A 23,600-nucleotide genomic window follows, 5' to 3' on the forward strand; every position below is an offset into this window, starting at 1 on the left:
CGTCGTAATTTCCCCACTTTTGACCACGTTTGGCCGGAGTCGTAGTCCAAGAACCCCGTATTTTAGGGGATTCCGGGGCTGCGGCCCGGCCAAAAGTGGGGAGATTCAGCGGGCAGGCACGGGTCCCGTGGACTCACGGACCACCAGACGGCAGGGAACCATGGTCTCCAAACCGGCGTTGGTCTCCAACCCGGCCCTGCCGCCTCCCGCCGCGGCCCCCTGTTCAGGGTCCTCAATCTGTTCCAGCAACATGCTCATGGCGGCCGCGCCCATTTCGCGCAGCGGGAGCGCCATGGTGGTCAGCGCGGGGATCATGGTGGCGGCGATGCGGAACTCGTCGTCGTAACCCATGATCGAGAGGTCGTGGGGGACGGAGAGGCCCAACCGCGAGGCAGCCAGGGCAACCCCGACCGCGAGGCGATCGTTCGCGCACGCAATCGCGGTGGGCCGTTCGGCGGAGGAGAGCAGTCTCATTGCACCGTGGAATCCGTCGTTGATGTCCCATCCGGCCGTGAAGACGCGGTCGTCGCGAACGGGGATGGCGGCCTTGGCCATGGCTTCCCGGTGGCCTTCGATGCGCAACGGTACAGCCGGGGAGCTTGCAGCGCCGGCTAGGAAAGCGATGTCGCGATGGCCCAAATTCAGCAAGTGCTCGGTGGCTTCCCTGCCGCCGGAAACCTCGTCCGGGATGACATGGCGGAGCTGCGGGGTGGGGCTGTTGTCGTAGCAGTTGGCCAGCACAGAGGGGACGCGCAGCATGCCCTGGGGCACGTCGAGTGGCTTCAAGCCGACTGTGACATACATCAGTCCATCGACTTGCCTGTCGAGCAGGGTTTCGACGGCGCTCTCGTCACGGGAGGCGTCGCGCTCGGTGTCCATGACGACGGTGACAAAGCCGTGGGCGCGGGCGACATCGTCGGCGCCACCGATGATATTGCCGTCGAACGGGCTCACCACCACCTCGTCAGACACGATGCCAATCACGCGCGTGCGCTGGTTCCGCAGGCTCAGGGCGATGGCGTTGGGGGAGTAGTTGAGCTCGGCCGCGGCCTGCCGGATGCGGTCCTGACTCTCCTTGGCCACATTGCCGTCGCCGCGCCCGTTGAGCACCAGCGACACCGCACTCCGCGAGACGCCCGCCCGTTTCGCGACGTCGAGTGCTGTGGCCTTGCGCTGCATACGGGCTCCTCCGCCGGGGGTGATTCGGGCTTCTTGCTGCATTCTACCTAACGCGTGTGAGGTCCGCCGGTACCGCAACCCTCCTGCAGTTTTGAGGCCCTTTACGGCGATCCTCCTGCAGATATATGCCCTTCCCCCAAACCCTCCCGCAGATCTACCGGGCGTAGAGTATCCACCATGCCCGCATTCCCCACCCTCGACGAGATCCTTGCCACCGCCACCGTGGTCAGCCTGCCGATGCGCGTGAAGTTCCGGGGGATCATGGAGCGCGAGACGCTCCTGTTCCGCGGCCCGGCCGGTTGGGGCGAGTTTTGCCCGTTCCCCGAGTACAGCGACGCCGAAGCCTCCCGCTGGCTCGCCGCCGCCGTCGAAGCCGCATGGCAAGGTTTTCCCCCGCAGCTGAGGGACACCATTCCAGTCAATGCAACCGTCCCCGCCGTGCCTGCCGCCCGGGTGCCCGAGGTCCTGGAGCGCTTCGGCCGCGTGGACGCGGTCAAGGTCAAGGTCGCCGAGCGCGGGCAGGAACTCACCGACGACGTCGCTCGCGTCACCGCAGTCCGGAACGCCCTGCCGGACGCGGCCATCCGGGTGGACGCGAACGCAGGCTGGGACGTGCCCCAGGCGATCGAGGCACTTGGCCGCCTGTCCGCCGTCGGGCTCGAATACGCCGAGCAGCCCGTGCCGCACATCGAGGGGCTCGCCGAAGTCCGCCGTCGGCTCGCGCAACAAGGAACGCCCGTGCTCATCGCGGCCGACGAATCCGTCCGGAAGGAAGACGACCCCCTCAAGGTGGCCCGGGCCGGCGCGGCGGACTTGATCGTCGTCAAGGTGGCGCCGCTTGGGGGAGTGCGGCGCGCGCTGGACATCGTCGCGCAAGCCGGGCTTCCCGCCGTCGTGAGCTCGGCACTGGACACGTCGGTGGGGATCCGCGCGGGGCTGGCGCTCGCCGCCGCGCTGCCGGAACTGCCGTACGCCTGCGGGCTGGGGACCGTGCGGCTGTTCACCTCGGACATTACGCGGGATCCGTTAGTGCCCGACGACGGCGCCATCCGCGTCCGCGAAGCCGTCGCCGACGAGGGGCTGCTGGAGCAGTACGCGGCTCCCGCTGAACGTCGCGACTGGTGGCTGGACCGGCTCCGCCGCGTGCACGGTCTCCTGGCTGGGCAGTCCACCGGAACCTAACCGGAGTGTCCTCTCGCCGCCCGACGCTCGCTCACCTTTGAGGGTCCTTTCGGAAACGCTCGCTCACCTTTACTTTCAGATGAGCGAGCGTTTCGGCTTTTGGCCCCAAAGGTGAGCGGGCGTTTTAGGGGGAGGCGCCGCTAATAGACTGGTGCGGTGACTTCGCAAGGCTCCCTGAGCTCCCTCGCCGCTGCCCGGATCGCCGTTAAGGCGTTGCTCGACGGCGGTGTGCGGCACGTGGTGGTCTCTCCGGGTTCGCGCTCGGCGCCCATGGCCTACGCGCTGGCCGAAGCCGAAGCAGCCGGAAACGTCCGCCTCCTCGTCAGGATCGACGAACGCTCAGCCGGTTTCACGGCGCTGGGCCTGGCCCTCTCCACGGGCGCCCCGGCGGCCGTCCTCACCACCTCAGGCACCGCCGTCGGGAATCTCCTGCCGGCCGTCATGGAAGCCAACCACGCTGCGGTTCCCCTCGTAGTCCTTTCAGCCGATCGTCCCGCCGAACTCCTGGGCACCGGCGCCAACCAAACCACCATCCAGCTGGACCTCTTCGGCGAACACGTGCGCTTCGCCGTCGACATTCCCGCGGGCAGCAACCCGAGGCGCGCCGTCGAGACCGCCCTTTACGCGGCAACCGGCGCCCTCGAGGACACCCCTCCAGGCCCTGTGCAGCTCAACCTCGCCTTCCGCGAGCCACTCGTCCCGGAACAGGGCGAGGCCCTGCCCGCCCCCCAGGGCCGCGGCGTCTTCCACTACGACTCCGGTCCCCAGCCGCTGAACATGCCGCCCGCTCCCGCCGAACTGACCGAACGGCGGACGGTGGTCCTTGCAGGGCACGACGCCGGTCCGGTCGCGGAGGCCTTCGCCCGCGCCCACGGCTTTCCCTTGCTGGCCGAGCCGTCCTCCAACGCGCGCTTCGGCCCCAATGCGATCGGGCCGTATCGCCTGATGCTGGACAATTTCGGACCAAGCTCCGCCCTGCCGATCGAACGGGTGGTGGTCTTCGGACGTCCGACCCTTTCGCGGCCCGTCGCAGCCCTGCTGGCCCGAAACGACCTCCCCGCCGCCATATATGAGCCTGTTCCGGTGGCCTGGTACGAGCACGGCCGGCGTCGCGAGGAACGCTTTGATTCGCTGACTGAATTGGCGGAGTTCGCAGGCCGGGGCTCGGACGAATGGCTCGACGCTTGGCTCCTCGCCGGGTCCGCAGCCCAACACGCGCTCGACAGCGTTCTCGAAGCGGAGCCTGCAACCAACGGGCCCGCCGTGGGCGCCGCCGTTTGGAAACACGCTCGCGGACAGCTGGTACTGGGCTCCTCCAACGGCATCCGCGACGTCGACCTCGCCGGACAGCCCGCCTCCGAACCCCTGGCCACGGTTTTCGCGAACCGCGGCCTCGCCGGCATCGACGGAACCATCTCCACGGCCACGGGAATCGCCCTCGGCGCGGGCCGCGAAACCACCCTCCTCCTGGGCGACGTCACCTTCCTGCACGACGCCGGGGGCCTGCTCCTCGGAGCCGGAGAACCCGGGCCGGACCTGCGCACCGTGGTTCTTAACGACTCCGGCGGGGGCATCTTCGGCCTCCTCGAGCACGGCAAGGTGGAGGACGACGGCGGCTACGGCACCGCCGTCGAGCGCCTCTTCGGCACCCCGCACAGCGTCGACATTTCCGCGCTGGCCGCGGCATACGGCGTCGGGCACACTTCAGTGCGTACGACGGCGGAGCTCGCCGCCGTGCTTGCCTCGCCTTTGAAGGGGCGCAGCATTGTCGAAGTACGCACGGACCGTTCCGACCTGCGCCGGTTGCATGCGCGCATCAAGGCCGCAGTAGGCGCGGCCGTGTCCCAGGTACTGCTGCGGGCGTAGGCGCTCAGCGCTGGCGACGCGGACACTGACTGGCGACACGTAGGCAGACCCGCGACACGGAAATGCCCTGTCGAGGCTGGAATTCCAGCCTCGACAGGGCATTTGCGCGTCGCCGGGCATTTACCGCAGCGCAGGATCTACAGCACTCGGCTGAGGAATTCCTTGGTGCGGGCGTGCTGGGGGTTGGCGATGATTTCGCGGGGGTCACCGGATTCCACCACCACGCCTCCGTCCATGAAGGTCAGGCGGTCGCCGACTTCGCGGGCAAAGCCGATCTCGTGGGTCACCACGATCATGGTCATGCCGGACTTGGCCAGGTCCTTCATCACGTTGAGCACATCGCCCACGAGTTCGGGGTCAAGCGCGGAGGTGGGCTCGTCGAAGAGCATCAGCTCCGGTTCCATCGCCAGGGCCCGGGCGATCGCGACGCGCTGCTGCTGGCCGCCGGAGAGCTGTGCGGGGTAGTGGTTGGCGCGGTCGGCCAGGCCTACCCTGTCCAACAATTCGAGGGCGGCCTTCTTCGCGACGCCCTTGTTCTTGCCCTTGACCTGCACAGGCGCTTCCATGACGTTGTAGAGCGCGGTCTTGTGCGGGAACAGGTTGAAGCGCTGGAAGACCATGCCGATTTCCCGGCGCTGCGCGGCGATTTCCTTGACCTTCAGGTCGTGGAGGCGGCCGTTGACTTCGCGATAGCCGATCAGCTGGTCACCGACGGAGATGCGGCCGGCGCTGATGGTTTCGAGCAGGTTCACGCAGCGGAGCATGGTGGACTTTCCGGAACCGGACGGACCGATCACAACGGACACTTCGCCTTGGTTGACCGTCAGGTCGATGCCGCGGAGCACGTGGTGGGGACCGAAGTACTTGTGGAGGCCTTCGATCCGCACCAGCGGTTTCTGGGTGGTGATCGTCATTTTGCCTCATCCTCCGGGAAGTCCATCTTCAGCGACGGCTCTGCTTCGGCACTCGGTGCCACTGCCGCGGCCGCCTTGGCAGCCGCGGGGTTGATGACGGCCGGGGCCAGGTTGGTGTCCACGCCCTTGCCGTAGTAGGCCTCGATGTAGTGCTGGCCGACCATGAGGATGCTGGTGATGACCAGGTACCAGATGGCTGCCACGATCAACAGCGGCACCGGAAGGTAGATCCGGTTGGCCAGGGCGTTGGTGGCGAAGGTCAGGTCCAAGGTGAACGGGACGGCCAGGACCAGGGAGGTGGTCTTGAGCATGCCGATGGTCTCGTTGCCGGTGGGCGGGACGATGATGCGCATGGCCTGGGGCAGGATGATGCGCCACATGATCTTGCCCTTGCCCATGCCCAGGGCTTCAGCGGCTTCGGTCTGTCCCTTGTCCACGGACTTCAGGCCGGCCCGGAAGATCTCGGCCAAGTAGGCCGATTCATTAAGGCCAAGCCCCAGAATCGCGGCAACAAGGGCGGTAATGACTGTGCTCGTGTCCATGCTGAACAGCTCGGGGCCGAACGGAACCCCGGCGCTGATTTTCGGGTAGAGGACGGCGATCAGGCCCCAGAAGACCAATTGGGTGTAGACCGGGGTGCCGCGGAAGAACCAGACCCAAACCCAGGAGGTGTACCGCAGGACCGGGTTGTCGGACTGCCTCATGACGGCCAGCAGGATGGCAAGGACAATCGCAATGGCCATCGAAGCCACAGTCAGGAGCAACGTCCAGCCAACACCCTGGACGACCTTCACGTCCAGGATGTAGGTGCCCACCACGTCCCAACGGAAGTTGTGGTTCGTGATGACGCTTTGAATCATTAGTGCCAATACGCCAAGGATAACGACAGCGCTGATCCACCGCCCAGGATGCCTGACCGGCACCGCATTGTTCAGCACCGGCGCTGCGTGGGCTGGTTGATGATGATCCATCTGTGCACCTGATTTGTTATCCGTGGCGGGAATACTCAAGACTTGACCGCCGGGTTGACCTCGGACTTGGTGATGGCGCCTTCGGCGTTGCCCCAGCCAGTGAGGATCTTCTTGTATGAACCGTCAGACATGAGCTTGGTCAGGGTCTTCTGGATGACGTCGGCGAGGGCGGTGTCTGACTTGGCAACGGCGATGCCCTGGGGAGCGGCGTCGTAAACGTCGCCGAGCTTCTCGAGCTGGCCGTTCGTCTGGGTCAGGGCGTAACCGATGATGGGGGAGTCGGCTGCCATGGCGTCAATGCTGCCGTTGACGAGCCTGGTGGTGACGTCGGTCTGGTTCTTCAGGGTGACGATGTTGATGGGCTGCTTGCCATCAGCTACGCACTTCTTGTTGCGACCGGAAAGGTCCGGGTCTTCCTGGACGGTGCCGGTCTGCACGCCGATGGATTTGCCGCAGACGTCATCCAGGGAGAACTTCTTCGGGTTGCCCTTCTGCACTGCCCAGGCGGTGCCGGCGTTGAAGTAGCTGACCATGTTGACCGCGCCGAGTCGCTCGGGGTTGATGGTGAAGGAGGAGATGCCGAGATCGTACTTGGGGCCGAGAGCGGGGAGGATGCCCGTGAATTCGGCAGTCTGCACCTGGACCTTCAGGCCGAGTGTGGCACCGATTGCCTTGGCGATGTCGACGTCGTAACCGACCGGAGTCTGGCCGTCGGTTCCGAGGAACTCTGCAGGAGCGTAGGTGGTGTCCGAGCCGACGGTCAGCGTGCCCTTGGACTTGATAGCCGCCGGGACCAAGGCAGCAAGAGTGTCATCCTTGGCGATGGTGGTGGGGTTAAAACTTGCATTCGCGCTGCCAGAAGGTGAGGAAGAACTCGACGTGCCTTGCTCTGAGGCGTTGGTGCAGGCGGTCAGGGCCAGGGCGCCGATTGCGATGATGGTTGCAGCCTTGAGCGTCGAATTGACCGGAAGCGAACGGAATTTCTGCATTTTCTTACCTTTTTTTGCAGTGGATGCGAAACTAATCGGTTTATAGTGTAGCGCCGAACATGAGATGTGCGTCACAGAAAACTAAGTTTTACTATTGGATAACCTACCAAGCCAAAAATCAAGACCCTCTCCACAGCCTTTGTCTCACATCCCAGACATCACAGGGGTAGGCGAGGGCCGGAAGTCAAAGGGTCGGATCTTAGCTGTTGATACCCAGTGATTCGAGCATCGGGCGGAATTTGGCCCAGGTCTCGGCCAGCTCGGCCTCGGGAACGGAGCCCTCAACGATCCCGCAGCCCGCGTACAAGCGGACGGTTGTTGGGCTCTCGATGATGGCACCACGCAATGCGATACCCCACTCACCGTTGCCCGCGGCGTCGAGCCAACCGACCGGTCCCGCGTACGGCCCCCGGTCCATGTGCTCAAGCTCCCGGATCAGTTCCCCGGCCACCAAAGTAGGCGTGCCACACACCGCGGCCGTGGGGTGAAGTGCGTTGATCAGGGCGAGGCACGTAGGGACGTGTCCCTCGATATCGGCGAGTTCAGCCTTCACGTCCGAAGCCAGGTGCCACACATTGGGTAGCTCCAGGATGAACGGCTCACTGTGGGCGTTCATGGCCTCGGAGAAGGGCGCAAGCTGCGTGGTGAGCGACTGGATGGCGATCTCGTGCTCGTGCCTTTGCTTCTCGGAACCAGCAAGTACCCGTTCGGCGTATTCCATGGGGGAGCCGTCTATCCCCTCCGCATCGCGCCGGTCAAGGGTCCCGGCCAGGACACGCGCCTGTGCAGTACGGCCTTCCACTTGGATGAGCATCTCCGGCGTCGCGCCCACCAAACCGTCGACGCCGTAAGTCCAGCATTCGCGGTAACGGCTGGCCAGCTGGCGGAGCACCTGTGCGGCGTTGACGCCGTCGGGCAGCGCTGCTACAACGTCGCGGGCGAGGACCAGCTTCTCAAGCCTTCCCGTCCGGATTTCCGTCACGCCGTCGGCGACGGCCTGCTTCCAGTCGGCTTCGCTCAGCGATCCGCTCTCCAGTGTGACCTTCCCGTCCCCGACGCCGGAGCCACCCGCCGCTGTAAGCTCACTGTCCGCAGGACTCAGCCAGCCCGCGAGGGCGGCGAGGGCACCCGCCTCGGTGAGTTCGACGTCGTCGAGTGTCAACTGGGTGAGCCAGGACTGCCCATCCCGGATCCCGACCACAATCTCTGGAAGGATCAGGCGCGATTCAAAGGCGGACGTCTTGGAGAAAGCAAAGGAGCCAAAGGCTGCGGGGCCGGTGCCGGGGATCTCGAGGGGATCCGTGACGTCGGCCTCGATGACGAGGTGGCGCCACCAGATATCGGCCTCAAGGAAGCGATCAGGCCCGGTGGCAGTGAAGCGTGCAAGTTCGCCAAAGCCCACCAGCCCGTTCTCGCGGCGGGACCAGCACAGGACGTCGTCCCGGACCAGAAACGACGGCAGCCCCCCGGAGGATGAATCGACATCGAGGGGGACTGTCAAGGTGCGGAGCGTGCTCGTCATGATGGAACAACATTACTCCCGCGGGCAACGGTAGCCGCGTTCGCCGGACGGGCCCCCGGCGGGAGCCCGAGGCCGGGAACCCAGACGGGAACCCGGGCAAGAACGGAGCGCCCCGAAAGTTCTTCCCAAATTTGTCTGAGACAATTGCAGGGTGAACCGAGCATCCTTGGAAAAGCGTCCGGACGAAGTTGCGACGATGTTTGACGATGTCGCCCCCAAATACGACGTCGTCAACGATGTCCTGTCCATGGGGCAGACCCGGCGTTGGCGCCGCGTCGTCGTGGAAGCGATGGATGTTCGGGTGGGCCAAAAGGTCCTTGACCTGGCTGCCGGCACCGGTACCTCCAGCGAACCGTACGCCGACGCCGGAGTGGATGTTGTGGCCTGCGATTTCTCGCTGGGGATGCTGAAGGTTGGCAAGCGCCGCCGTCCGGACATCAACTTCGTTGCCGGAGACGCTACCAATCTGCCTTTCGCGGACAACTCCTTTGACGCGTGCACCATTTCCTTCGGCCTCCGCAACGTCAACGAACCACAGAAGGCCCTGGAAGAGATGCTCCGCGTCACCAAGCCCGGCGGACGCCTGGTCATCGCAGAATTCTCGGCCCCGGTGGTGCCCCTCTGGCGCACTATGTACACCGAATACCTGATGCGCGCCCTGCCTGCCATCGCCACCAAGGTCTCTTCCAACCCGGACGCCTACGTGTACCTTGCCGAGTCCATCCGCGCTTGGCCGGACCAGGACCACCTGGCCGCTTGGCTGCAGGAAGCCGGCTGGACCGACGTCAACTACCGCAACCTGAGCGGTGGCATCGTAGCGGTGCACCGCGCCCAGAAGCCCGGTGCCGAACACCGGGAAAGCGTCCCCGTGGCCAAGCTGCGCCGCCAGATCAAGCCGCGCCGCCAAGCCGGCGATCAGTCCCGCTAACCGGCTTATTAACAAGGACGCTGTGAACGTACTGATAGTCGGCGCAGGACCAGCAGGTTCCACCGCCGCGTACTACCTTGCCCAGGCTGGAATCGCCGTGACGGTGCTGGAGAAGACCACCTTCCCGCGCGAAAAGGTCTGCGGCGACGGACTCACTCCCCGCGCGGTCCGCGAAATCCAGAAGCTCGGCCTTCCTCACGCCGAGGACGGGGGTTGGCGCCGCAACAAGGGGCTCCGCCTGATCGCCGGCGGCCGGACCATCGAGCTGCCCTGGCCCGAAGTTGCCGACTTTCCCACCTACGGACTCATCCGCACCCGCCTCGGATTCGACGAGGAGTTGGCCCGGCACGCCCAGGCGGCAGGCGCCGTCGTCCTTGAACGCCACAGCGTCACCGAAGCCCTGCGCGACGACGCCGGGCGGGTGATCGGCGCCCGGGCCGCGATCCTCGACGAGTCCGGACGCAAGACGGGCGAAACGCGCGACTTCCACGCCGACGTCGTACTCGCCGCGGACGGCAACTCGACCCGCACAGCCGTTTCGCTCGGCATCCACAAGCGCGATGACCGCCCGCTGGGCGTCGCGGTCCGCACCTATTTCGCCTCGCCCCGCCACGACGACGACTGGATGGAAGGCTGGCTTGAGCTGCCGGGCAAGTCCGGCAAGCCGCTGCCCGGCTACGGTTGGGTGTTCGGCGTCGGGGATGGAACGTCCAACGTTGGCCTCGGAATCCTGAACTCTTCCAAGGAATTCGGCAAGCTCGACTACAAGCAGGTCCTGCGCGAATGGACCGCCGGCATGCCGTCCGATTGGGGCTTCACACCGGAAAACCAGGCGGGGGAGATCCGCGGCGCCGCGCTGCCCATGGGCTTCAACCGGACCCCGCACTACTCGCCGGGGCTCATGCTCCTGGGCGACGCAGGCGGCATGGTTTCCCCGTTTAACGGCGAGGGCATTTCCTACGCCATGGAGTCCGCCCGCTTCGCGGCCGAGTTCATCATCGACGCATCGTCCCGTTCGCGCTCGGCGGGATGGACAGCCGACGACGCCGACGCGCACCTTTCGCGGTACGCGGACTACGTGCGGGACCAGTGGGGTTCACACTTCACCTTGGGACGCGTCTTTGCAGCGCTCATCGGCAAGCCTGCCGTCATGAAACTCGCGCTGCGGACCGGCATGCCCATCCCAGTGCTGATGCGCTTTGTGGTGAGGCTGCTCGCCAACCTCACGGATGCGTCCGCCAAGGGTTTCGAGGACCGCGTCATCCGCGTCCTCGAGATGCTTGTGCCAGCCACGTCCAACACTACGTCCACCGTCGTTTCCACTCGCGCCGGCACCGAATCAACGCTTTCCACCGCGAAAAGTTAGGGTTAACCCGTGACTCACTCTGCCGAACACAGTTGGACGCACGCCGGTCACGGCCTGCCGGACACTGTCGAACCCGCTCCAACCACCACCGCGATCGCCACTGGCCTGCAGCTTCCTGCCGGTTTTGCGGCTATCGCCAGGGACGTGGAGCTGGGTCCTGCCATCACCACCAACCTTGCCCGCGTGGAGAAGAAGCTCCGCGAAGCAATTGCCAACTCGGACCCCCTGGCTGACGCAACGTCGCGTCACCTGGTGGAAGCCGGCGGCAAGCGCATCCGCCCGCTGTTGACCCTCCTGTGCGCCCACCTCGGTGACGCCTCCCGTCCGGAAGTGGTCCAGGCCGCCGTCGTCGTTGAACTGACGCACCTCGCAACCCTCTACCACGACGACGTGATGGACTCCGCGCCCTACCGACGCGGCGCTCCCACGGCCCACGAAGTCTGGGGCAACTCGGTGGCCATCCTCACCGGTGACCTGATCTTTGCCCGGGCCTCGATCTTGGTGTCCGAACTCGGTTCGCGTGCCTTGGGAATCCAGGCCCGCACCTTCGAGCGCCTGTGCCTCGGGCAGCTGCACGAAACCGTGGGCCCGCGTGAGGGCGAAGACGCCGTGGAACACTACCTCTCCGTTATCGCCGACAAGACCGGTTCGTTGGTTGCCGCCTCCGGCCAGCTCGGTGCCATCTTCGCAGGCGCCGACGAAGCCTTCGAAGACGTGCTCGTGGAATACGGCGAGAAAGTGGGCGTGGCCTTCCAGCTGGCCGATGACGTCATCGACGTTACCGGCGTGAAGGTCAAGTCCGGCAAGTCCCCGGGGACGGACCTCCGCGAAGGCGTCCCCACTCTGCCCGTCCTGCTGCTCCGCAAGGCTGCCGACAATGGCGACCAGTCCGCCGTCGAACTCTTGAGACTGGTGGACGGCGACCTGTCCTCCGATGAAGCGCTGGCCTTGGCCGTCGCCGGGCTGCGCAACCACCCTGTCACCGCTGAATCCTGGGTGATCGCGCGTCAGTGGTCAGCGGAAGCCATCGAGGCCTTGAAGCCGTTGCCCGAAGGCGTGGTCAAGGAATCGCTCACGAACTTCGCCCACGCCGTGGTGGAGCGCGCCAGCTAGGGTTGGCCGCGCGCCCCAACTAGCTCGCAGTTAACGTCGTTTTGACCCGTCATAACGACAACAACTGCTAGCTACTTGGGCGGGGACGGGCTTAATGCAATGGCCCCGGTTCTTTGCAACGCTACGAGTCACGCGCTGCAACGAACCGGGACCATAATCTCCGTTCGCATCAGATTCACCGGAGGCATTTAGTGAATCCGGTTACAGCATATGACAGATTTGTCACGGGTGCAACTTTCCCAGTCAATAGATTTTCCGGAGTTTGCCGGGGCTTCACGTTCCGTCCTGACCCTTTTTGAATCCGCAATGTCGCCGACACGCCTGCGAAGGGGTGTGTCCTGCGGATTTTGGGCCCAAAGAAGGTCAGGAAGGCCTGGAAAGTTGTCCACATAGGGGAGATCGAAGCTACTCTCACGAAGTGGATGCTGCTGAAGTGGGCGCATGGATGTGATGCAATTCCTCCGGAACCGGGGTGGCGTGGCCAGGACTGAGCAACTACGGAGAGCGGGCTTCGCCAAATCGGCGTTGGCGACTGGCGTCGGCAATAGGTCGCTCAACCTGCTGCGCCGCGGGATCTACGCGATCGAGGGCGCCGATCGGGACATCGTTGCCGCGTTCCAGGCGAATGGCGTCTTGACCTGTGTCTCGGCTGCTCGTTTCTACAATTTGTGGCAGCTGCATGAGCCACGGAATGCTCAGAGACCCGGGGCCCTCCACCTCAGCTGCGGTAGCGGCCTTGCACGGGACGGTGTGGTGGACCATGCCCGCTGTACCCACCCGAAGCATCCATACCTTCCCGTGGCGGGATTGGCTGATGTCCTCATCCACGCCCTGAGATGCAGGGCGGAACTTGAGTCCTTGGTGTTGGTGCAATCTGCCGTTAGCCGCGGATTGATCACCACTGACTTCCTCAAGAAGAAGCTGCCAGGAAACCGCAACGGAGCAGCCCGGGCAGTATTGGATTTTGTACTGCCTAGGGCCGATTCCTTGCTTGAGGTGCTGGCACATATGCACTTCGTCCGGGCGGGTCTCCGGGTCCGAATGCATGTGGAATTGGCCGGCGTCGGTGAGGTGGACTGCTTGATCAACGAGTGCCTCGTAGTGGAACTCGACGGCCGTACCCACTTGGAGCCGCGGCAGGTCAAGAAGGACCGGTACCGCGACAACGCCAGTGTGAGGGGTGGGCTCTTGTCATTGCGCTATTACTACCAGGACGTGGTCCACCGCCCTGAAGAGATGGTCAACGAGATCTTGACCGTATTGCGGCACCGGGAAGTCGGCCACTTCGCCCCGGCGCGTTACGCGCCCGGGTGGGTGCCGCCGTCGTGATCCAGCAAGTCGTAATCCGTCAAACAGTGCGCCGTCCTGACCTTCTTTGGCGCAAAAAAGGCCGCGACACACCTCGAACAAGGCGTGTCGCGGCCCTTTGAAATTCAAACAGGGTCAGGAAGGCGCGGCCCCCGCAAAAACGGCCCCGCCAACCAAAGCCCTCAGTCTTCGTCGCTGAAAGCCCAGTCGAACATGTCGAACACGAACTCGGAGAACGTGCCTTCTTCGGATTTCCACTGGCCGCGGGCGTTGTTGCGGCGCCAGACGATGGGATCGGGGACGCCGAGGTCGCCTACGCGGAAGCCCCACGTGAATTGCTCTTCCTCGTCCTCCAGAAACATGAGGAAGCCTTCGTCGTCCACTTCGAGCTCTTCGGGGTCCCAGAAGTAGTGGTAGGCCTCCATGAGGTCCTCGCAGCCACCGAGCGCGAGGTAGAACTCGCGCAAAACCATGGGAATGGTGAACGAGTGGGAGGCCAAGGCCTCGTCGAGTTCGGAGGCGGTGAGGCCGTCTTCTTCCTGCCATTCGTCCTCGAGATACTTCGGTACAAGCGCGCGGAACTTCTCGAGGAACATGTCAGTCATGCTCCCATCCTAGCTAATCGCGGGCACGTGAATCGGCGCCTGTCGAGACCCCGGCGCGATGCCATCCACGGACCGCCAAGGGCACTCGCCAACCTCGACGCCAAGCCACCACACGGAAGGCGAAAACCAAGGCGGCAATCAGGGCCGCAGTCAGCCCGTTGAAGGCACCCATGTTCCAGAGCAGGGCCGTCAGGGCCGCTCCGCTGAAGGCCGGCAGCGCGTACAGATCCCGGGCATCGAAGAGCGTGGGGATTTCGTTGGCGGTGATGTCGCGGAGCAGGCCACCGCCCACAGCCGTGGTGACGCCCAACAGGATTGCAGCCACCGGATTCATCCCGGCGGCCAGCGCCTTGAGCGTTCCGGTGATGCAGAACAAAGCCAGCCCGCCGGCGTCGAACAGCGTCAACAGCGAGGTAAAGCGCTGGATGCTTGAAAACAGGAAGTACACCAACACGGCGGCCAACAAGGGCGGCACCAGGTAGATCGGGTTGGTAAACGCCGCGGGTGGGCCGGCGTTGATGATGATGTCGCGGATGACACCGCCGCCCAGGGACACGAGCGAAGCCAAGAGAAGGGAGCCGATGATGTCGAACTGCTTCTTGGCCGCGAGCAAGGACCCGGACACAGCGAAAAAGAACACGCCGGCCAGATCCAGCCATACCAGCGCGAGGTCAAACGTGAACAAATGCAGCTCCATTCTTCGTTCACAGACGGGCGATCCTGCTTGCCCAACGTTACGCTTGCACCCATGAACAGCCCTGTCTTGATCGCGTGCGCCCATGGAACCCGGAACGTCGGAGGGCAGGCCGCCATCCGCCAGGTCTTGGCTGACATCGAGGCCCTCCGTCCTGGCCTGACGGTTGTTGAGGCCTACGTCGACGTCCAGGAACCCGAGTTGTCCGGCGTGGTGGCGGGCCTTCCGGAAGGCACGCCCGCCGTCGTCGTTCCTTTACTGCTCAGCACGGGCTACCACGTCAAGGTGGACATCCCCAAGGCGATCAAGTCCCGCCCGGAGGTGTCCGCGGCACCGCCGCTGGGGCCGGATCCGCGCCTCGCGGAGCTGCTCGCCGCACGGTTGCGCGACGCCGGCCTGGGCGACGACGACGGCGTCCTGCTCGCCGCCGCCGGCTCGTCCTTGCCGGACGGTTCCGTCGATTCGGAAGAGCAGGCACGCCAGCTCGCCGAGCTGCTGCCCAACAAGGTGCGCGTCGCCTATGGCGCGAGTGCCGAACCGAACGTGCCCGACGGCGTCGCGGCCCTGCGCGGGGAACTCACCGAAGACGGCGGCCGAGTCATTGTGTCCTCGTATCTGCTGGCCACGGGCTACTTTCACGACCAGCTGTTCAAGTCCGGGGCCGACGTCGTGACGGCGCCGCTGCTGCCTTCTCCCGTGCTCGCGGAGATCGCGCTGGAACGCTACGACGCCGTTGTCGCCGCGCGCTCCTGAACAGTTCCTTCGAATGCATAGCGGGGCCTCTCGAACAAGGTCCCACTGCGGTTCGTGACGAAATGTTTCCCTAGGTGACTCTTCGTTTCTGCTCCATTGTTGGAGAAATCTGGGCGGTTCTACAGTCGATGCATGACTGATACAGCTCTAGCCGGAGCGTCTGCGGACGAGGCTGCACCCCAGCGCCCGGCCCGCACCGCCCGTCCTGCCGCTAAACCCCATGGCCAGTGGAAGGTTGATGGCACTGCGCCCCTCAACGCCAACGAGACCTGGAAGCAGGAAGACAACGGGCTGAACGTCCGCGAGCGTATCGAGTCTGTCTACTCCAAGCACGGCTTCGACTCGATCGACGGCACGGACCTGCACGGCCGCTTCCGCTGGTGGGGCCTTTACACCCAGCGCAAGCCCGGGATCGACGGCGGCAAGACCGCCACCCTTGAGCCGCACGAGCTCGAGGACAAGTACTTCATGCTCCGCGTCAGAATCGACGGCGGTGCACTCACCACCGAGCAACTGCGCGTGATCGGCCAGATTTCCGTTGACTTCGCTCGCGGAAGCGCCGACCTGACTGACCGGCAGAACATCCAGCTGCACTGGATCCGCGTTGAGGACGTGCCGGAGATCTGGCGTCGCCTCGAATCCGTTGGCCTGTCCACCACCGAGGCCTGCGGCGACGTCCCGCGCGTCATCCTGGGCTCCCCGGTGGCCGGTATCGCCAAGGACGAGATCATCGACCCCACGCCGCTGATCCACGAACTCGCGGAGCGCTTCATCGGCGATCCCGAGCTCGCGAACCTGCCGCGCAAATACAAGACCGCCATCACCGGCCACCCCTCGCAGGACGTCGTCCACGAGATCAACGACTTCGGTCTGGTCGGCATGGTCCACCCCGAACTCGGCGTCGGCTACGACCTCTGGGTAGGTGGCGCCCTCTCCACCAACCCCATGCTGGCCAAGCGGCTCGGCGCGTTCGTGAAGCCCGAGGAAGCCGCCGAAGTATGGCTCGGCGTCACCAGCATCTTCCGCGACTACGGCTACCGCCGCATGCGCACCAAGGCCCGCCTGAAGTTCCTCCTGGCCGATTGGGGTCCGGAGAAGTTCCGCCAGATCCTTGAAGACGAATACCTCGGCTTCAAGCTTGCGGACGGCCCCGCGGCGCCCAAGCCTTCGACGCCGGGTGACCACGTCGGCATCCACGAGCAGAAGGACGGCAAGTTCTTCATCGGCGCCACGCCCTTGGCCGGACGTCTCTCCGGCAGCCAGCTCGTAAAGCTCGCGGACACCCTCGAAGCCCGCGGCTCGTTCCGCCTGCGCACTACACCGCACCAGAAGATCGTTGTGCTGGACGTCGCCAAGGAGCAGGTGGAGCCGCTCGTAGCCGAGCTGGACACCCTGGGCCTCTCCGCCCGCCCGTCCGTGTTCCGCCGCGGTACCATCGCCTGCACCGGCATCGAGTTCTGCAAACTCGCCATCGTGGAAACCAAGGTCACGGCAGCAACCGCCGTCGCTGAACTGGAACGCCGCCTGGCCGACCTCGCGGACAGCGGTCAGCTGCCGCAGGCCCTGTCCCTGCACATCAACGGCTGCCCCAACTCCTGCGCCCGCATCCAGACCGCGGACATCGGGCTCAAGGGCATGATGCTGCCAACGCCCGACGGCGACCCCACCCCGGGTTTCCAGGTCCACTTGGGCGGCGGGCTGGCTTCGTCCAGCCGCGAAGAAGCAGGCCTCGGCCGGACCGTGCGCGGCCTTAAGGTTTACGTCGAGGACCTGCCCGATTACGTAGAGCGGGTAGTCCGGAAATTCGTGGCAGACCGCGCCGAGGGCCAGACCTTCGCCGAATGGGCACACTCCGCAGATGAAGGAGATCTCCAGTGACCACCAGCACCAAGCTCCGCTCCCACGACGAACTCAAGGCCCTCGCCGAATCCGGTGCCGCAGAGCTCGGCTGGAACGCGCCCGCCCGCGACGTCATCGCCTGGGTGGCCCGCAACTTCGACCTGCCCGCCGTCGCCGTGGCCTGCTCCATGGCCGACGCCGTGCTGCCGGCTCTCGTCGCGGACCAGTTTCCCGGCGTCGACGTACTCTTCCTGGAGACCGGTTACCACTTCCCGGAAACCCACGCCACACGGGATGAGGTCGCCGCGAACCTGCGCGTGAACATCGTTGACGTGCTCCCGGAGAACACCGTGGAGCAGCAGGACCGCCTTCTCGGCAAAGACTTGTTTGCCCGCGACGCCGCTCAGTGCTGCGCGCTCCGGAAGGTCCAGCCGCTGCGACGGACCCTCGCAGGCTACGAAGTCTGGTTCACCGGTGTCCGCCGCGACGAGGCCCCCACCCGGACCAACACTCCTCTGATCACCTGGGACGAGACGAACGGCCTGGTCAAGGTCAACCCGATGGCCGATTGGAGCTTCGACCAGTTGGTCCAGTACTCCGAAGACAACATCCTTCCCGTCAACCCCCTCCTGAGCCAGGGCTACCCGTCCATCGGATGCCAGCCGTGCACCAGGAAAGTGGCCCCGGGAGCGGACCCACGCTCCGGCCGCTGGGCAGGGACCGACAAGACAGAATGCGGACTACACGTATGAGCACCCAAATCACCAACGAGGACCTGGAGCTGTCTGTGCTGGAAACCGACGCTGCTGAGACGCCGACTGCCGCTCCGGCTCTGCGTTCGGCCCGCCTGTCCAGCCTCGACACCCTCGAGTCCGAGGCCATTCACATCATCCGTGAAGTTGTTGCCGAGTTCGAGAAGCCTGCGTTGCTGTTCTCCGGCGGCAAGGATTCCGTGGTCATGCTGCACCTGGCTACCAAGGCGTTCTGGCCGGGCAAGGTACCGTTCCCCGTCTTGCACGTGGACACAGGCCATAACTTCCCTGAGGTCATTGATTTCCGTGATCGCACGGTGGAGCGCCTGGGCCTCAAGCTCGTGGTTGGCTCCGTTCAGGAGTTCATCGACCGTGGCGAACTTGCCGAACGTGCCGACGGCACCCGCAACCCGCTGCAGACAGTACCCCTCTTGGATGCCATCCAGCGCAACAAGTTCGACGCCGTTTTCGGCGGCGGCCGTCGTGACGAGGACAAGGCCCGTGCCAAGGAACGCATCCTGAGCCTCCGTGACGAGTTCGGCCAGTGGGATCCCCGCAACCAGCGCCCCGAATTGTGGAACCTGTACAACGGCCGCCACACCGTCGGCCAGCACGTCCGGGCGTTCCCCATCAGCAACTGGACCGAGCTGGACGTCTGGCGCTACATCGAGCGCGAAGGCATTGAGTTGCCCGGTTTGTACTACGCCCACGAGCGCGACGTCTACGAGCGCGACGGCATGTGGCGCGCAGTGGGTGAAGTCTCCATGCCTAAACCCCATGAAGAAGTCATTACGAAGCTCGTGCGTTACCGCACGGTAGGCGACATGTCCTGCACCGGCGCCGTCCTTTCCGACGCCCGCACCGTTGCCGACGTCGTCGTCGAAGTTGCCGCATCCACACTCACCGAACGTGGCGCCACCCGTGCAGATGACCGCATCTCCGAGGCAGCCATGGAAGACCGCAAGAAGGACGGCTACTTCTAATGAGCACTGAGACTTCACTCCTGGAGACCGGTCTGCGCGAATCCACCCTGTTTCGCTTTGCCACTGCCGGGTCCGTCGATGACGGCAAGTCCACCCTGGTGGGACGCCTGCTTCACGATTCCAAGGCGATCCTCGCCGACCAGCTCGACGCCGTGGCCCGCACCTCAGCCGACCGTGGCTTCGGTGGAGCCGGTGCCACAGGCACTCAAGCGATCGACCTTGCCCTCCTGACCGACGGCCTTCGTGCTGAGCGGGAACAAGGCATCACCATCGACGTCGCCTACCGCTACTTCGCCACCGACCGCCGCAGCTTCATCCTCGCGGACTGCCCGGGCCACGTTCAGTACACCAAGAACACGGTGACGGGCGCGTCCACTGCGGACGCCGTCGTCGTGCTCATCGACGCCCGCAAGGGAGTCCTGGAGCAGACCCGCCGGCACCTGTCCGTGCTGCAGTTGCTGCGCGTGGCGCATGTGATTGTCGCCGTGAACAAGATCGACCTCGTGGACTTCAGTGAGTCCGTCTTCCGCGAAATCGAGACTGACGTGCGGAAAGTTGCGCGTGAGCTTGGCTTGGGCAGCGACGGCATTGCCGACGTCGTGGTCATCCCGGTGTCAGCGCTCGACGGCGACAACGTGGTGGATCGCTCGGACCGCACCCCTTGGTACAGCGGTCCCGCACTGCTCGAGGTCTTGGAAACCCTTCCGGCCGCCGACGAACTTGAAAGCCACCTGGAAAGCTTCCGCTTCCCGGTCCAGCTGGTCATCCGCCCGCAAGGCGCGCTGGCTCCCGACGCCGTCGCCGCAGGGCTCGACGTCGAGGCGTACCGCGACTACCGTGCCTACGCCGGCCAGATCACGGAAGGGACCGTGAAGCTCGGCGACAAGGTCACCGTCCTGAGCCCGGGCCATGAGCCCCGGATCACCACGGTGACGGGGATCGACTTCGCCGGGAACGAGCTGGTCGAGGCCACTGCTCCTCAGTCAGTGGCGATCCGCTTGGCTGATGAGATCGACATCGCGCGCGGTGACACCATTGCCGCGGCAGGAACGGTGCGCGAGAGCTCGGCCGACCTGTACGCGGCGCTGTGCTGGCTCTCGCCGAAGCCGCTGCGCGAAGGTGCCAAGGTGATCGTGAAGCACGGCACCCGCACTGTCCAGGCGCTGGTGCGCAATGTGACGGGCAAGTTGGACCTGGCCACGTTCAACGTGGAAGCTGCATCCAGCCTTGAGCTGAACGACATCGGCAACGCCCAACTTCGACTCGCCGCGCCGCTGCCGTTGGAGAACTACCTGCACCACCGCCGCACGGGCGCGTTCCTGGTGATCGATCCCGTGGACGGCAACACCTTGGCCGCCGGTTTGGTGAAGGACCACCCGGGCGATCACGAAGACGAACGTTACGTCATCTGACCTTGTTGGTCAGCGAAACCGCAGCTTGTTTCCCAAACCCCGCCTTCAAGGCCCGGGATAGGAAACAAGCTGCGGTTTTTCGCATTGGGGCCGGGAGAATTGTGACGCCGCATGAACGTGCGTGACCCCGGGTTTCCGGGTCATTGAACGGCAATTATGACAGTCCCTATGGTGAATCCATGACCTCTTCGGATTGGTCCTTGCCTGCCCTCCCGGGGCGATGTCGCGGGGCCTGACAACCCGCCCAACCCCTCCATGCACTTCAAGGATCACCATGTCAAAGACTCCAGAACCCACGCCGCCGGCACCGAACCCGGGAACCGTCCGTATCGTCGCGGGTGAAAGCAACAAGCCCAAGCGCCGCCGCGCGCTCGAGATCGGCATCGCCGTTGGCCTCGTCCTCCTGATCGGCGCGGGCGCCGCCGTCGCATCGGTTGTCGCGAAGAACAACGAAACGAAGCCCGCGGCGGCCACGTCGCCCGCGGCGGAGCTGCGGCTGGGCTACTTCGGCAACGTCACGCACGCCCCGGCCCTGGTCGGGGTGAGCAAGGGCATCATCGCCAGCAAATTGGGCAGCACGAAGCTGAGCACCCAGGTGTTCAACGCCGGACCCGCCGCGATCGAGGCCCTGAACGCCGGCGCGATCGACGCCACATACATCGGACCGAATCCGGCCATCAACTCCTTCGTCCAGAGCAAGGGAGAATCCATCAGCATCATCGCCGGCGCGGCCTCGGGCGGCGCCCAGCTGGTGGTCAAGCCCGGGATCAACTCCGCCGCGGACCTCAAGGGCAAGACCCTGGCGTCTCCACAGCTCGGCGGCACCCAGGACGTGGCGCTGCGCGCCTGGCTGGGCAAGCAAGGCCTGAAGACCAACCCGAACGGCGGCGGCGACGTCGCCGTCAACCCGACCGAGAACGCCCAGACCCTCAAGCTCTTCCAGGATGGAAAGCTCGACGGCGCGTGGTTGCCAGAGCCGTGGGCCTCCCGCCTGGTGCTCCAGGCCGGAGGCAAGGTGTTGGTGGACGAAAAGGACCTGTGGGACAAGGATGAGTTTCCCACTACCATCCTGATCGTCAGCAAGAAGTTCGCCGCAGAACACCCCGAGACCGTGACCGCCTTGCTCCAGGGCCACGAGGCCTCCGTCAAGTGGCTCAACACGGCCTCGGCCGCGGACAAGGCCACCGCCATCAACGCCGCCCTGAAGGCGACCGCGGGCAACACCCTCCCGGCCGACGTGATCGACCGCTCCCTGAAGAACATCACCTTCACCGTGGACCCGCTCGCCGGAACCTACAAGAAACTCCTCCAGGACGGCGTGGACGCCGGCATCACCAAACCGGCCGACATCAACGGGATCTTCGATCTCCGCGCCCTCAACGTCGTCACGGGACAGAAGACATCGGCCGCAGGACTGGGCCAGGACTGAACTGGCTAGCAGTTGTTGTCGTTTTGATGGCTCATAACGACAACAACTGCCAGTTAGTTGGGTGCACATTCAATAAACGAAGCAACAAACGAAGGACGGGACCATGCCAGTCGTACTGGAACACCTGGGTAAACGCTTCGGCGACGGCGCCCCGGTGTTGGACGACGTCAACGCCACCATCCAGCAGGGCGAGTTCGTTGCGCTGCTGGGTGCGTCCGGCTGCGGCAAATCCACCCTGCTGAACATCCTCGCGGGACTGGACCAGCCGACGTCGGGCGCTCTGGAGGTGCCCAGCGACGGCGCCGCCTTCATGTTCCAGGATTCTGCGTTGTTTCCGTGGCTCACGGCCCGCGGCAATATCGAGCTGGCGCTGAAGCTGGCCGACAAGTCCGGCAGCACGAGCAAGGCTTCGCGCGCTGCGCGTGCAGGCGAACTGTTGGACCTTGTCCACTTGGGCGGCGCGGGGGACAAGCGCCCTCACGAGCTCTCCGGAGGCATGCGGCAGCGCGTCGCGCTGGCCCGCGCTTTGGCCCAGGACCGGCAGCTGCTGCTTATGGACGAGCCGTTCGCCGCGCTCGATGCCATCACCCGCGACCTTCTCCACGACGAGCTGGAGCGGATATGGAAGGAGACCGGCCGCACCATCGTGTTCGTGACCCACAACGTGCGCGAAGCCGTGCGGCTGGGCCAGCGGGTGCTCTTGCTGTCCTCCCGTCCGGGACGGGTTGTGGCCGAATGGGCCGTCTCCGAGGAACACCGGACCGACGCCGGCCGTGCCGGGGAACTGACTGGAACCATTACCCGCCGCCTGCGCGAGGAGATCCGCCGCCATGCCAATTGAACAGGAAACCCGACTTGTCGAGGAGAACGCCGAGCAAGCTTCGGAGTCCCGGCACATCACCTCGCCGTCCCTGAAGGGAAACCCGGACGAACTCCGGGATCTTGAGGCCGGCCTGGACAAATTGCAGTCGGACGCACACCGCAAGGCGCGCATTGACTGGACCCGGGTCATCCTCCCCATTGCGGCGCTCCTGGTGCTCATCCTGGCGTGGCAGTTCTACGTCTCCCTCGGGTTCAAACGCCGTGACCAAGTTCCCGGCCCGCTTGATGTCCTCAGCCAGTTCGGTGCTCTTTGGGCCGAGGGCAAGGCCCAGGAAGCCGTCCTGACCTCACTCCAGCGCGGCGTGATCGGGTTCCTGATCAGTGTTGCCGTGGCCACCCCGCTCGGCCTGCTCCTCGCGCAGGTGCAGCCGCTGCGCCGTGCCTTCGGGCCGCTCATTTCGGGGCTGCAGGTGCTTCCGTCCGTGGCGTGGGTTCCGGCCGCCATCATCTGGTTCGGACTATCGGACGGCACCGTGTACTTCGTCGTTCTGATGGGGGCCATTCCATCCATCATCAATGGGCTGATTTCCGGCGTCGACCAGATCCCGCCGCAGTACCGGAGCGTGGGCAAGGTCCTCGGGGCATCGCGACTACAGATGGCCTTGCAGATTGTCCTGCCGGCGGCCCTTCCCGGCTACCTCGGCGGCCTCAAGCAGGGTTGGGCTTTCTCCTGGCGATCCCTCATGGCTGCCGAAATCATCGCGGTGGGCGGCACCATCGGTTTCGGGCTCGGTTCGCTCTTGGACCAGGGCCGCACCTTGTCCGACATGGCCACCGTCATGTCCGCGATCCTGGCCATCCTGTTTGTGGGCATCCTGATCGAGCTCGTGGTGTTCGCCCCGATTGAGCGCCGCCTCCTGTTGCGCCGCGGCCTGCTGGCGGGGAGCACGCGCTAAGGAATTCCCCGGCCCAC

At 65.0% G+C, this 23,600-nt stretch carries 21 protein-coding genes; 14 read left to right on the forward strand and 7 right to left on the reverse strand.

Annotated elements, in window-relative coordinates; translation table 11 throughout:
• Nucleotides 1–105: 105 nt before the first annotated feature.
• Nucleotides 106–1,179, reverse strand: a complete 1,074-nt coding sequence (locus OW521_RS16140; RefSeq protein WP_268020624.1) for a LacI family DNA-binding transcriptional regulator — start codon at nt 1,177–1,179, stop codon at nt 106–108.
• Nucleotides 1,180–1,356: 177 nt separating this feature from the next.
• Between OW521_RS16140 and OW521_RS16145 the strand changes: the two genes are divergently transcribed.
• Complete coding sequence (locus OW521_RS16145; RefSeq protein WP_268020625.1) at nt 1,357–2,361, forward strand: o-succinylbenzoate synthase; 1,005 nt, start codon at nt 1,357–1,359, stop codon at nt 2,359–2,361.
• A 156-nt stretch (nt 2,362–2,517) separates the two neighbouring features.
• Complete coding sequence (menD, locus tag OW521_RS16150; protein ID WP_268020626.1) at nt 2,518–4,227, forward strand: 2-succinyl-5-enolpyruvyl-6-hydroxy-3-cyclohexene-1-carboxylic-acid synthase; 1,710 nt, start codon at nt 2,518–2,520, stop codon at nt 4,225–4,227.
• 137 nt (nt 4,228–4,364) lie between these two features.
• Here the strand turns inward: menD and OW521_RS16155 are convergent, their stop codons facing one another.
• The 4 genes from OW521_RS16155 to OW521_RS16170 all read right to left on the reverse strand — a co-directional run bounded on the left by OW521_RS16155 (nt 4,365) and on the right by OW521_RS16170 (nt 8,623).
• Nucleotides 4,365–5,141 (reverse strand): amino acid ABC transporter ATP-binding protein, encoded by a 777-nt coding sequence (locus OW521_RS16155; RefSeq protein ID WP_308193807.1) that lies wholly within the window; start codon nt 5,139–5,141, stop codon nt 4,365–4,367.
• Nucleotides 5,138–6,112, reverse strand: a complete 975-nt coding sequence (locus OW521_RS16160) for an amino acid ABC transporter permease (RefSeq protein ID WP_268020627.1) — start codon at nt 6,110–6,112, stop codon at nt 5,138–5,140. Before OW521_RS16160 ends, OW521_RS16155 begins: the two co-directional genes overlap by 4 nt.
• A gap of 35 nt (nt 6,113–6,147) precedes the next feature.
• The gene (locus tag OW521_RS16165; protein ID WP_268020628.1) at nt 6,148–7,101 is read right to left on the reverse strand and encodes an ABC transporter substrate-binding protein; all 954 of its coding nucleotides are present in this window, start codon (nt 7,099–7,101) and stop codon (nt 6,148–6,150) included.
• A 199-nt stretch (nt 7,102–7,300) separates the two neighbouring features.
• A complete protein-coding gene (locus OW521_RS16170; RefSeq protein WP_268020629.1) occupies nt 7,301–8,623 on the reverse strand; it encodes an isochorismate synthase in 1,323 nt (440 codons plus the stop codon).
• 151 nt (nt 8,624–8,774) lie between these two features.
• Here OW521_RS16170 and OW521_RS16175 point away from each other — a divergent pair, with 151 nt between their 5' ends.
• The 4 genes from OW521_RS16175 to OW521_RS16190 all read left to right on the forward strand — a co-directional run bounded on the left by OW521_RS16175 (nt 8,775) and on the right by OW521_RS16190 (nt 13,359).
• Nucleotides 8,775–9,551 carry a demethylmenaquinone methyltransferase gene (locus OW521_RS16175; protein ID WP_268020630.1) on the forward strand — a complete coding sequence of 259 codons (777 nt, stop codon included), beginning with the start codon at nt 8,775–8,777 and terminating at the stop codon, nt 9,549–9,551.
• Nucleotides 9,552–9,573: 22 nt separating this feature from the next.
• On the forward strand, nt 9,574–10,917 hold the full coding sequence (locus OW521_RS16180) for a geranylgeranyl reductase family protein (RefSeq protein ID WP_268020631.1): 1,344 nt from the start codon (nt 9,574–9,576) through the stop codon (nt 10,915–10,917).
• 9 nt (nt 10,918–10,926) lie between these two features.
• Nucleotides 10,927–12,030: a polyprenyl synthetase family protein gene (locus OW521_RS16185; RefSeq protein WP_268020632.1), complete on the forward strand. Its 1,104-nt coding sequence runs from the start codon at nt 10,927–10,929 to the stop codon at nt 12,028–12,030.
• A 450-nt stretch (nt 12,031–12,480) separates the two neighbouring features.
• A complete protein-coding gene (locus OW521_RS16190; protein WP_326493968.1) occupies nt 12,481–13,359 on the forward strand; it encodes an endonuclease domain-containing protein in 879 nt (292 codons plus the stop codon).
• A 161-nt stretch (nt 13,360–13,520) separates the two neighbouring features.
• Here the strand turns inward: OW521_RS16190 and OW521_RS16195 are convergent, their stop codons facing one another.
• Both OW521_RS16195 and OW521_RS16200 read right to left on the reverse strand, forming a co-directional pair.
• Nucleotides 13,521–13,943 (reverse strand): hypothetical protein, encoded by a 423-nt coding sequence (locus tag OW521_RS16195; RefSeq protein WP_268020634.1) that lies wholly within the window; start codon nt 13,941–13,943, stop codon nt 13,521–13,523.
• Between the two features lie 13 nt (nt 13,944–13,956).
• Nucleotides 13,957–14,640, reverse strand: coding sequence for a trimeric intracellular cation channel family protein (locus OW521_RS16200; RefSeq protein ID WP_268020635.1), 684 nt, complete (start codon nt 14,638–14,640; stop codon nt 13,957–13,959).
• A gap of 51 nt (nt 14,641–14,691) precedes the next feature.
• On the opposite strand from OW521_RS16200, the gene OW521_RS16205 reads away from it, so the two are divergent.
• From OW521_RS16205 to OW521_RS16240, 8 genes are all read left to right on the forward strand, one after another.
• On the forward strand, nt 14,692–15,390 hold the full coding sequence (locus tag OW521_RS16205) for a sirohydrochlorin chelatase (protein ID WP_268020636.1): 699 nt from the start codon (nt 14,692–14,694) through the stop codon (nt 15,388–15,390).
• Nucleotides 15,391–15,522: 132 nt separating this feature from the next.
• The gene (locus tag OW521_RS16210) at nt 15,523–17,268 is read left to right on the forward strand and encodes a nitrite/sulfite reductase (RefSeq protein WP_268020637.1); all 1,746 of its coding nucleotides are present in this window, start codon (nt 15,523–15,525) and stop codon (nt 17,266–17,268) included.
• On the forward strand, nt 17,265–17,981 hold the full coding sequence (locus OW521_RS16215) for a phosphoadenylyl-sulfate reductase (RefSeq protein ID WP_265977671.1): 717 nt from the start codon (nt 17,265–17,267) through the stop codon (nt 17,979–17,981). The genes OW521_RS16210 and OW521_RS16215 overlap by 4 nt, the downstream gene beginning before the upstream one ends.
• Nucleotides 17,978–18,964: a sulfate adenylyltransferase subunit CysD gene (cysD, locus tag OW521_RS16220; RefSeq protein WP_268020638.1), complete on the forward strand. Its 987-nt coding sequence runs from the start codon at nt 17,978–17,980 to the stop codon at nt 18,962–18,964. Before OW521_RS16215 ends, cysD begins: the two co-directional genes overlap by 4 nt.
• Entirely contained in the window at nt 18,964–20,376 is a 1,413-nt protein-coding gene (locus OW521_RS16225; protein ID WP_268020639.1) for a sulfate adenylyltransferase subunit 1, read from the forward strand. Before cysD ends, OW521_RS16225 begins: the two co-directional genes overlap by 1 nt.
• A 274-nt stretch (nt 20,377–20,650) precedes the next feature.
• Nucleotides 20,651–21,805 (forward strand): ABC transporter substrate-binding protein, encoded by a 1,155-nt coding sequence (locus OW521_RS16230; RefSeq protein ID WP_268020640.1) that lies wholly within the window; start codon nt 20,651–20,653, stop codon nt 21,803–21,805.
• A 103-nt stretch (nt 21,806–21,908) separates the two neighbouring features.
• Nucleotides 21,909–22,646 carry an ABC transporter ATP-binding protein gene (locus tag OW521_RS16235; RefSeq protein WP_268020641.1) on the forward strand — a complete coding sequence of 246 codons (738 nt, stop codon included), beginning with the start codon at nt 21,909–21,911 and terminating at the stop codon, nt 22,644–22,646.
• Nucleotides 22,636–23,583, forward strand: a complete 948-nt coding sequence (locus tag OW521_RS16240) for an ABC transporter permease (RefSeq protein ID WP_268020642.1) — start codon at nt 22,636–22,638, stop codon at nt 23,581–23,583. The genes OW521_RS16235 and OW521_RS16240 overlap by 11 nt, the downstream gene beginning before the upstream one ends.
• The last annotated feature ends 17 nt before the right edge of the window (nt 23,584–23,600 follow it).

This window comes from Arthrobacter sp. MMS18-M83, assembly GCF_026683955.1.
Taxonomy (GTDB): Bacteria; Actinomycetota; Actinomycetes; order Actinomycetales; family Micrococcaceae; genus Arthrobacter.

Excerpts from the sequence above, each read along its gene's own strand:
- OW521_RS16205 (WP_268020636.1), top strand. The coding sequence starts at position 14,692 with ATGAACAGCCCTGTCTTGATCGCGTGCGCCCATGGAACCCGGAACGTC.
- OW521_RS16230 (WP_268020640.1), top strand. The coding sequence starts at position 20,651 with ATGTCAAAGACTCCAGAACCCACGCCGCCGGCACCGAACCCGGGAACC.
- OW521_RS16200 (WP_268020635.1), bottom strand. The coding sequence starts at position 14,640 with ATGGAGCTGCATTTGTTCACGTTTGACCTCGCGCTGGTATGGCTGGAT.
- OW521_RS16140 (WP_268020624.1), bottom strand. The coding sequence starts at position 1,179 with ATGCAGCGCAAGGCCACAGCACTCGACGTCGCGAAACGGGCGGGCGTC.
- OW521_RS16210 (WP_268020637.1), top strand. The coding sequence starts at position 15,523 with ATGACTGATACAGCTCTAGCCGGAGCGTCTGCGGACGAGGCTGCACCC.
- OW521_RS16190 (WP_326493968.1), top strand. The coding sequence starts at position 12,481 with ATGCAATTCCTCCGGAACCGGGGTGGCGTGGCCAGGACTGAGCAACTA.
- OW521_RS16235 (WP_268020641.1), top strand. The coding sequence starts at position 21,909 with ATGCCAGTCGTACTGGAACACCTGGGTAAACGCTTCGGCGACGGCGCC.
- cysD (WP_268020638.1), top strand. The coding sequence starts at position 17,978 with ATGAGCACCCAAATCACCAACGAGGACCTGGAGCTGTCTGTGCTGGAA.
- OW521_RS16155 (WP_308193807.1), bottom strand. The coding sequence starts at position 5,141 with ATGACGATCACCACCCAGAAACCGCTGGTGCGGATCGAAGGCCTCCAC.
- OW521_RS16145 (WP_268020625.1), top strand. The coding sequence starts at position 1,357 with ATGCCCGCATTCCCCACCCTCGACGAGATCCTTGCCACCGCCACCGTG.
- OW521_RS16160 (WP_268020627.1), bottom strand. The coding sequence starts at position 6,112 with ATGGATCATCATCAACCAGCCCACGCAGCGCCGGTGCTGAACAATGCG.
- OW521_RS16225 (WP_268020639.1), top strand. The coding sequence starts at position 18,964 with ATGAGCACTGAGACTTCACTCCTGGAGACCGGTCTGCGCGAATCCACC.
- OW521_RS16195 (WP_268020634.1), bottom strand. The coding sequence starts at position 13,943 with ATGACTGACATGTTCCTCGAGAAGTTCCGCGCGCTTGTACCGAAGTAT.
- OW521_RS16240 (WP_268020642.1), top strand. The coding sequence starts at position 22,636 with ATGCCAATTGAACAGGAAACCCGACTTGTCGAGGAGAACGCCGAGCAA.
- OW521_RS16165 (WP_268020628.1), bottom strand. The coding sequence starts at position 7,101 with ATGCAGAAATTCCGTTCGCTTCCGGTCAATTCGACGCTCAAGGCTGCA.
- OW521_RS16170 (WP_268020629.1), bottom strand. The coding sequence starts at position 8,623 with ATGACGAGCACGCTCCGCACCTTGACAGTCCCCCTCGATGTCGATTCA.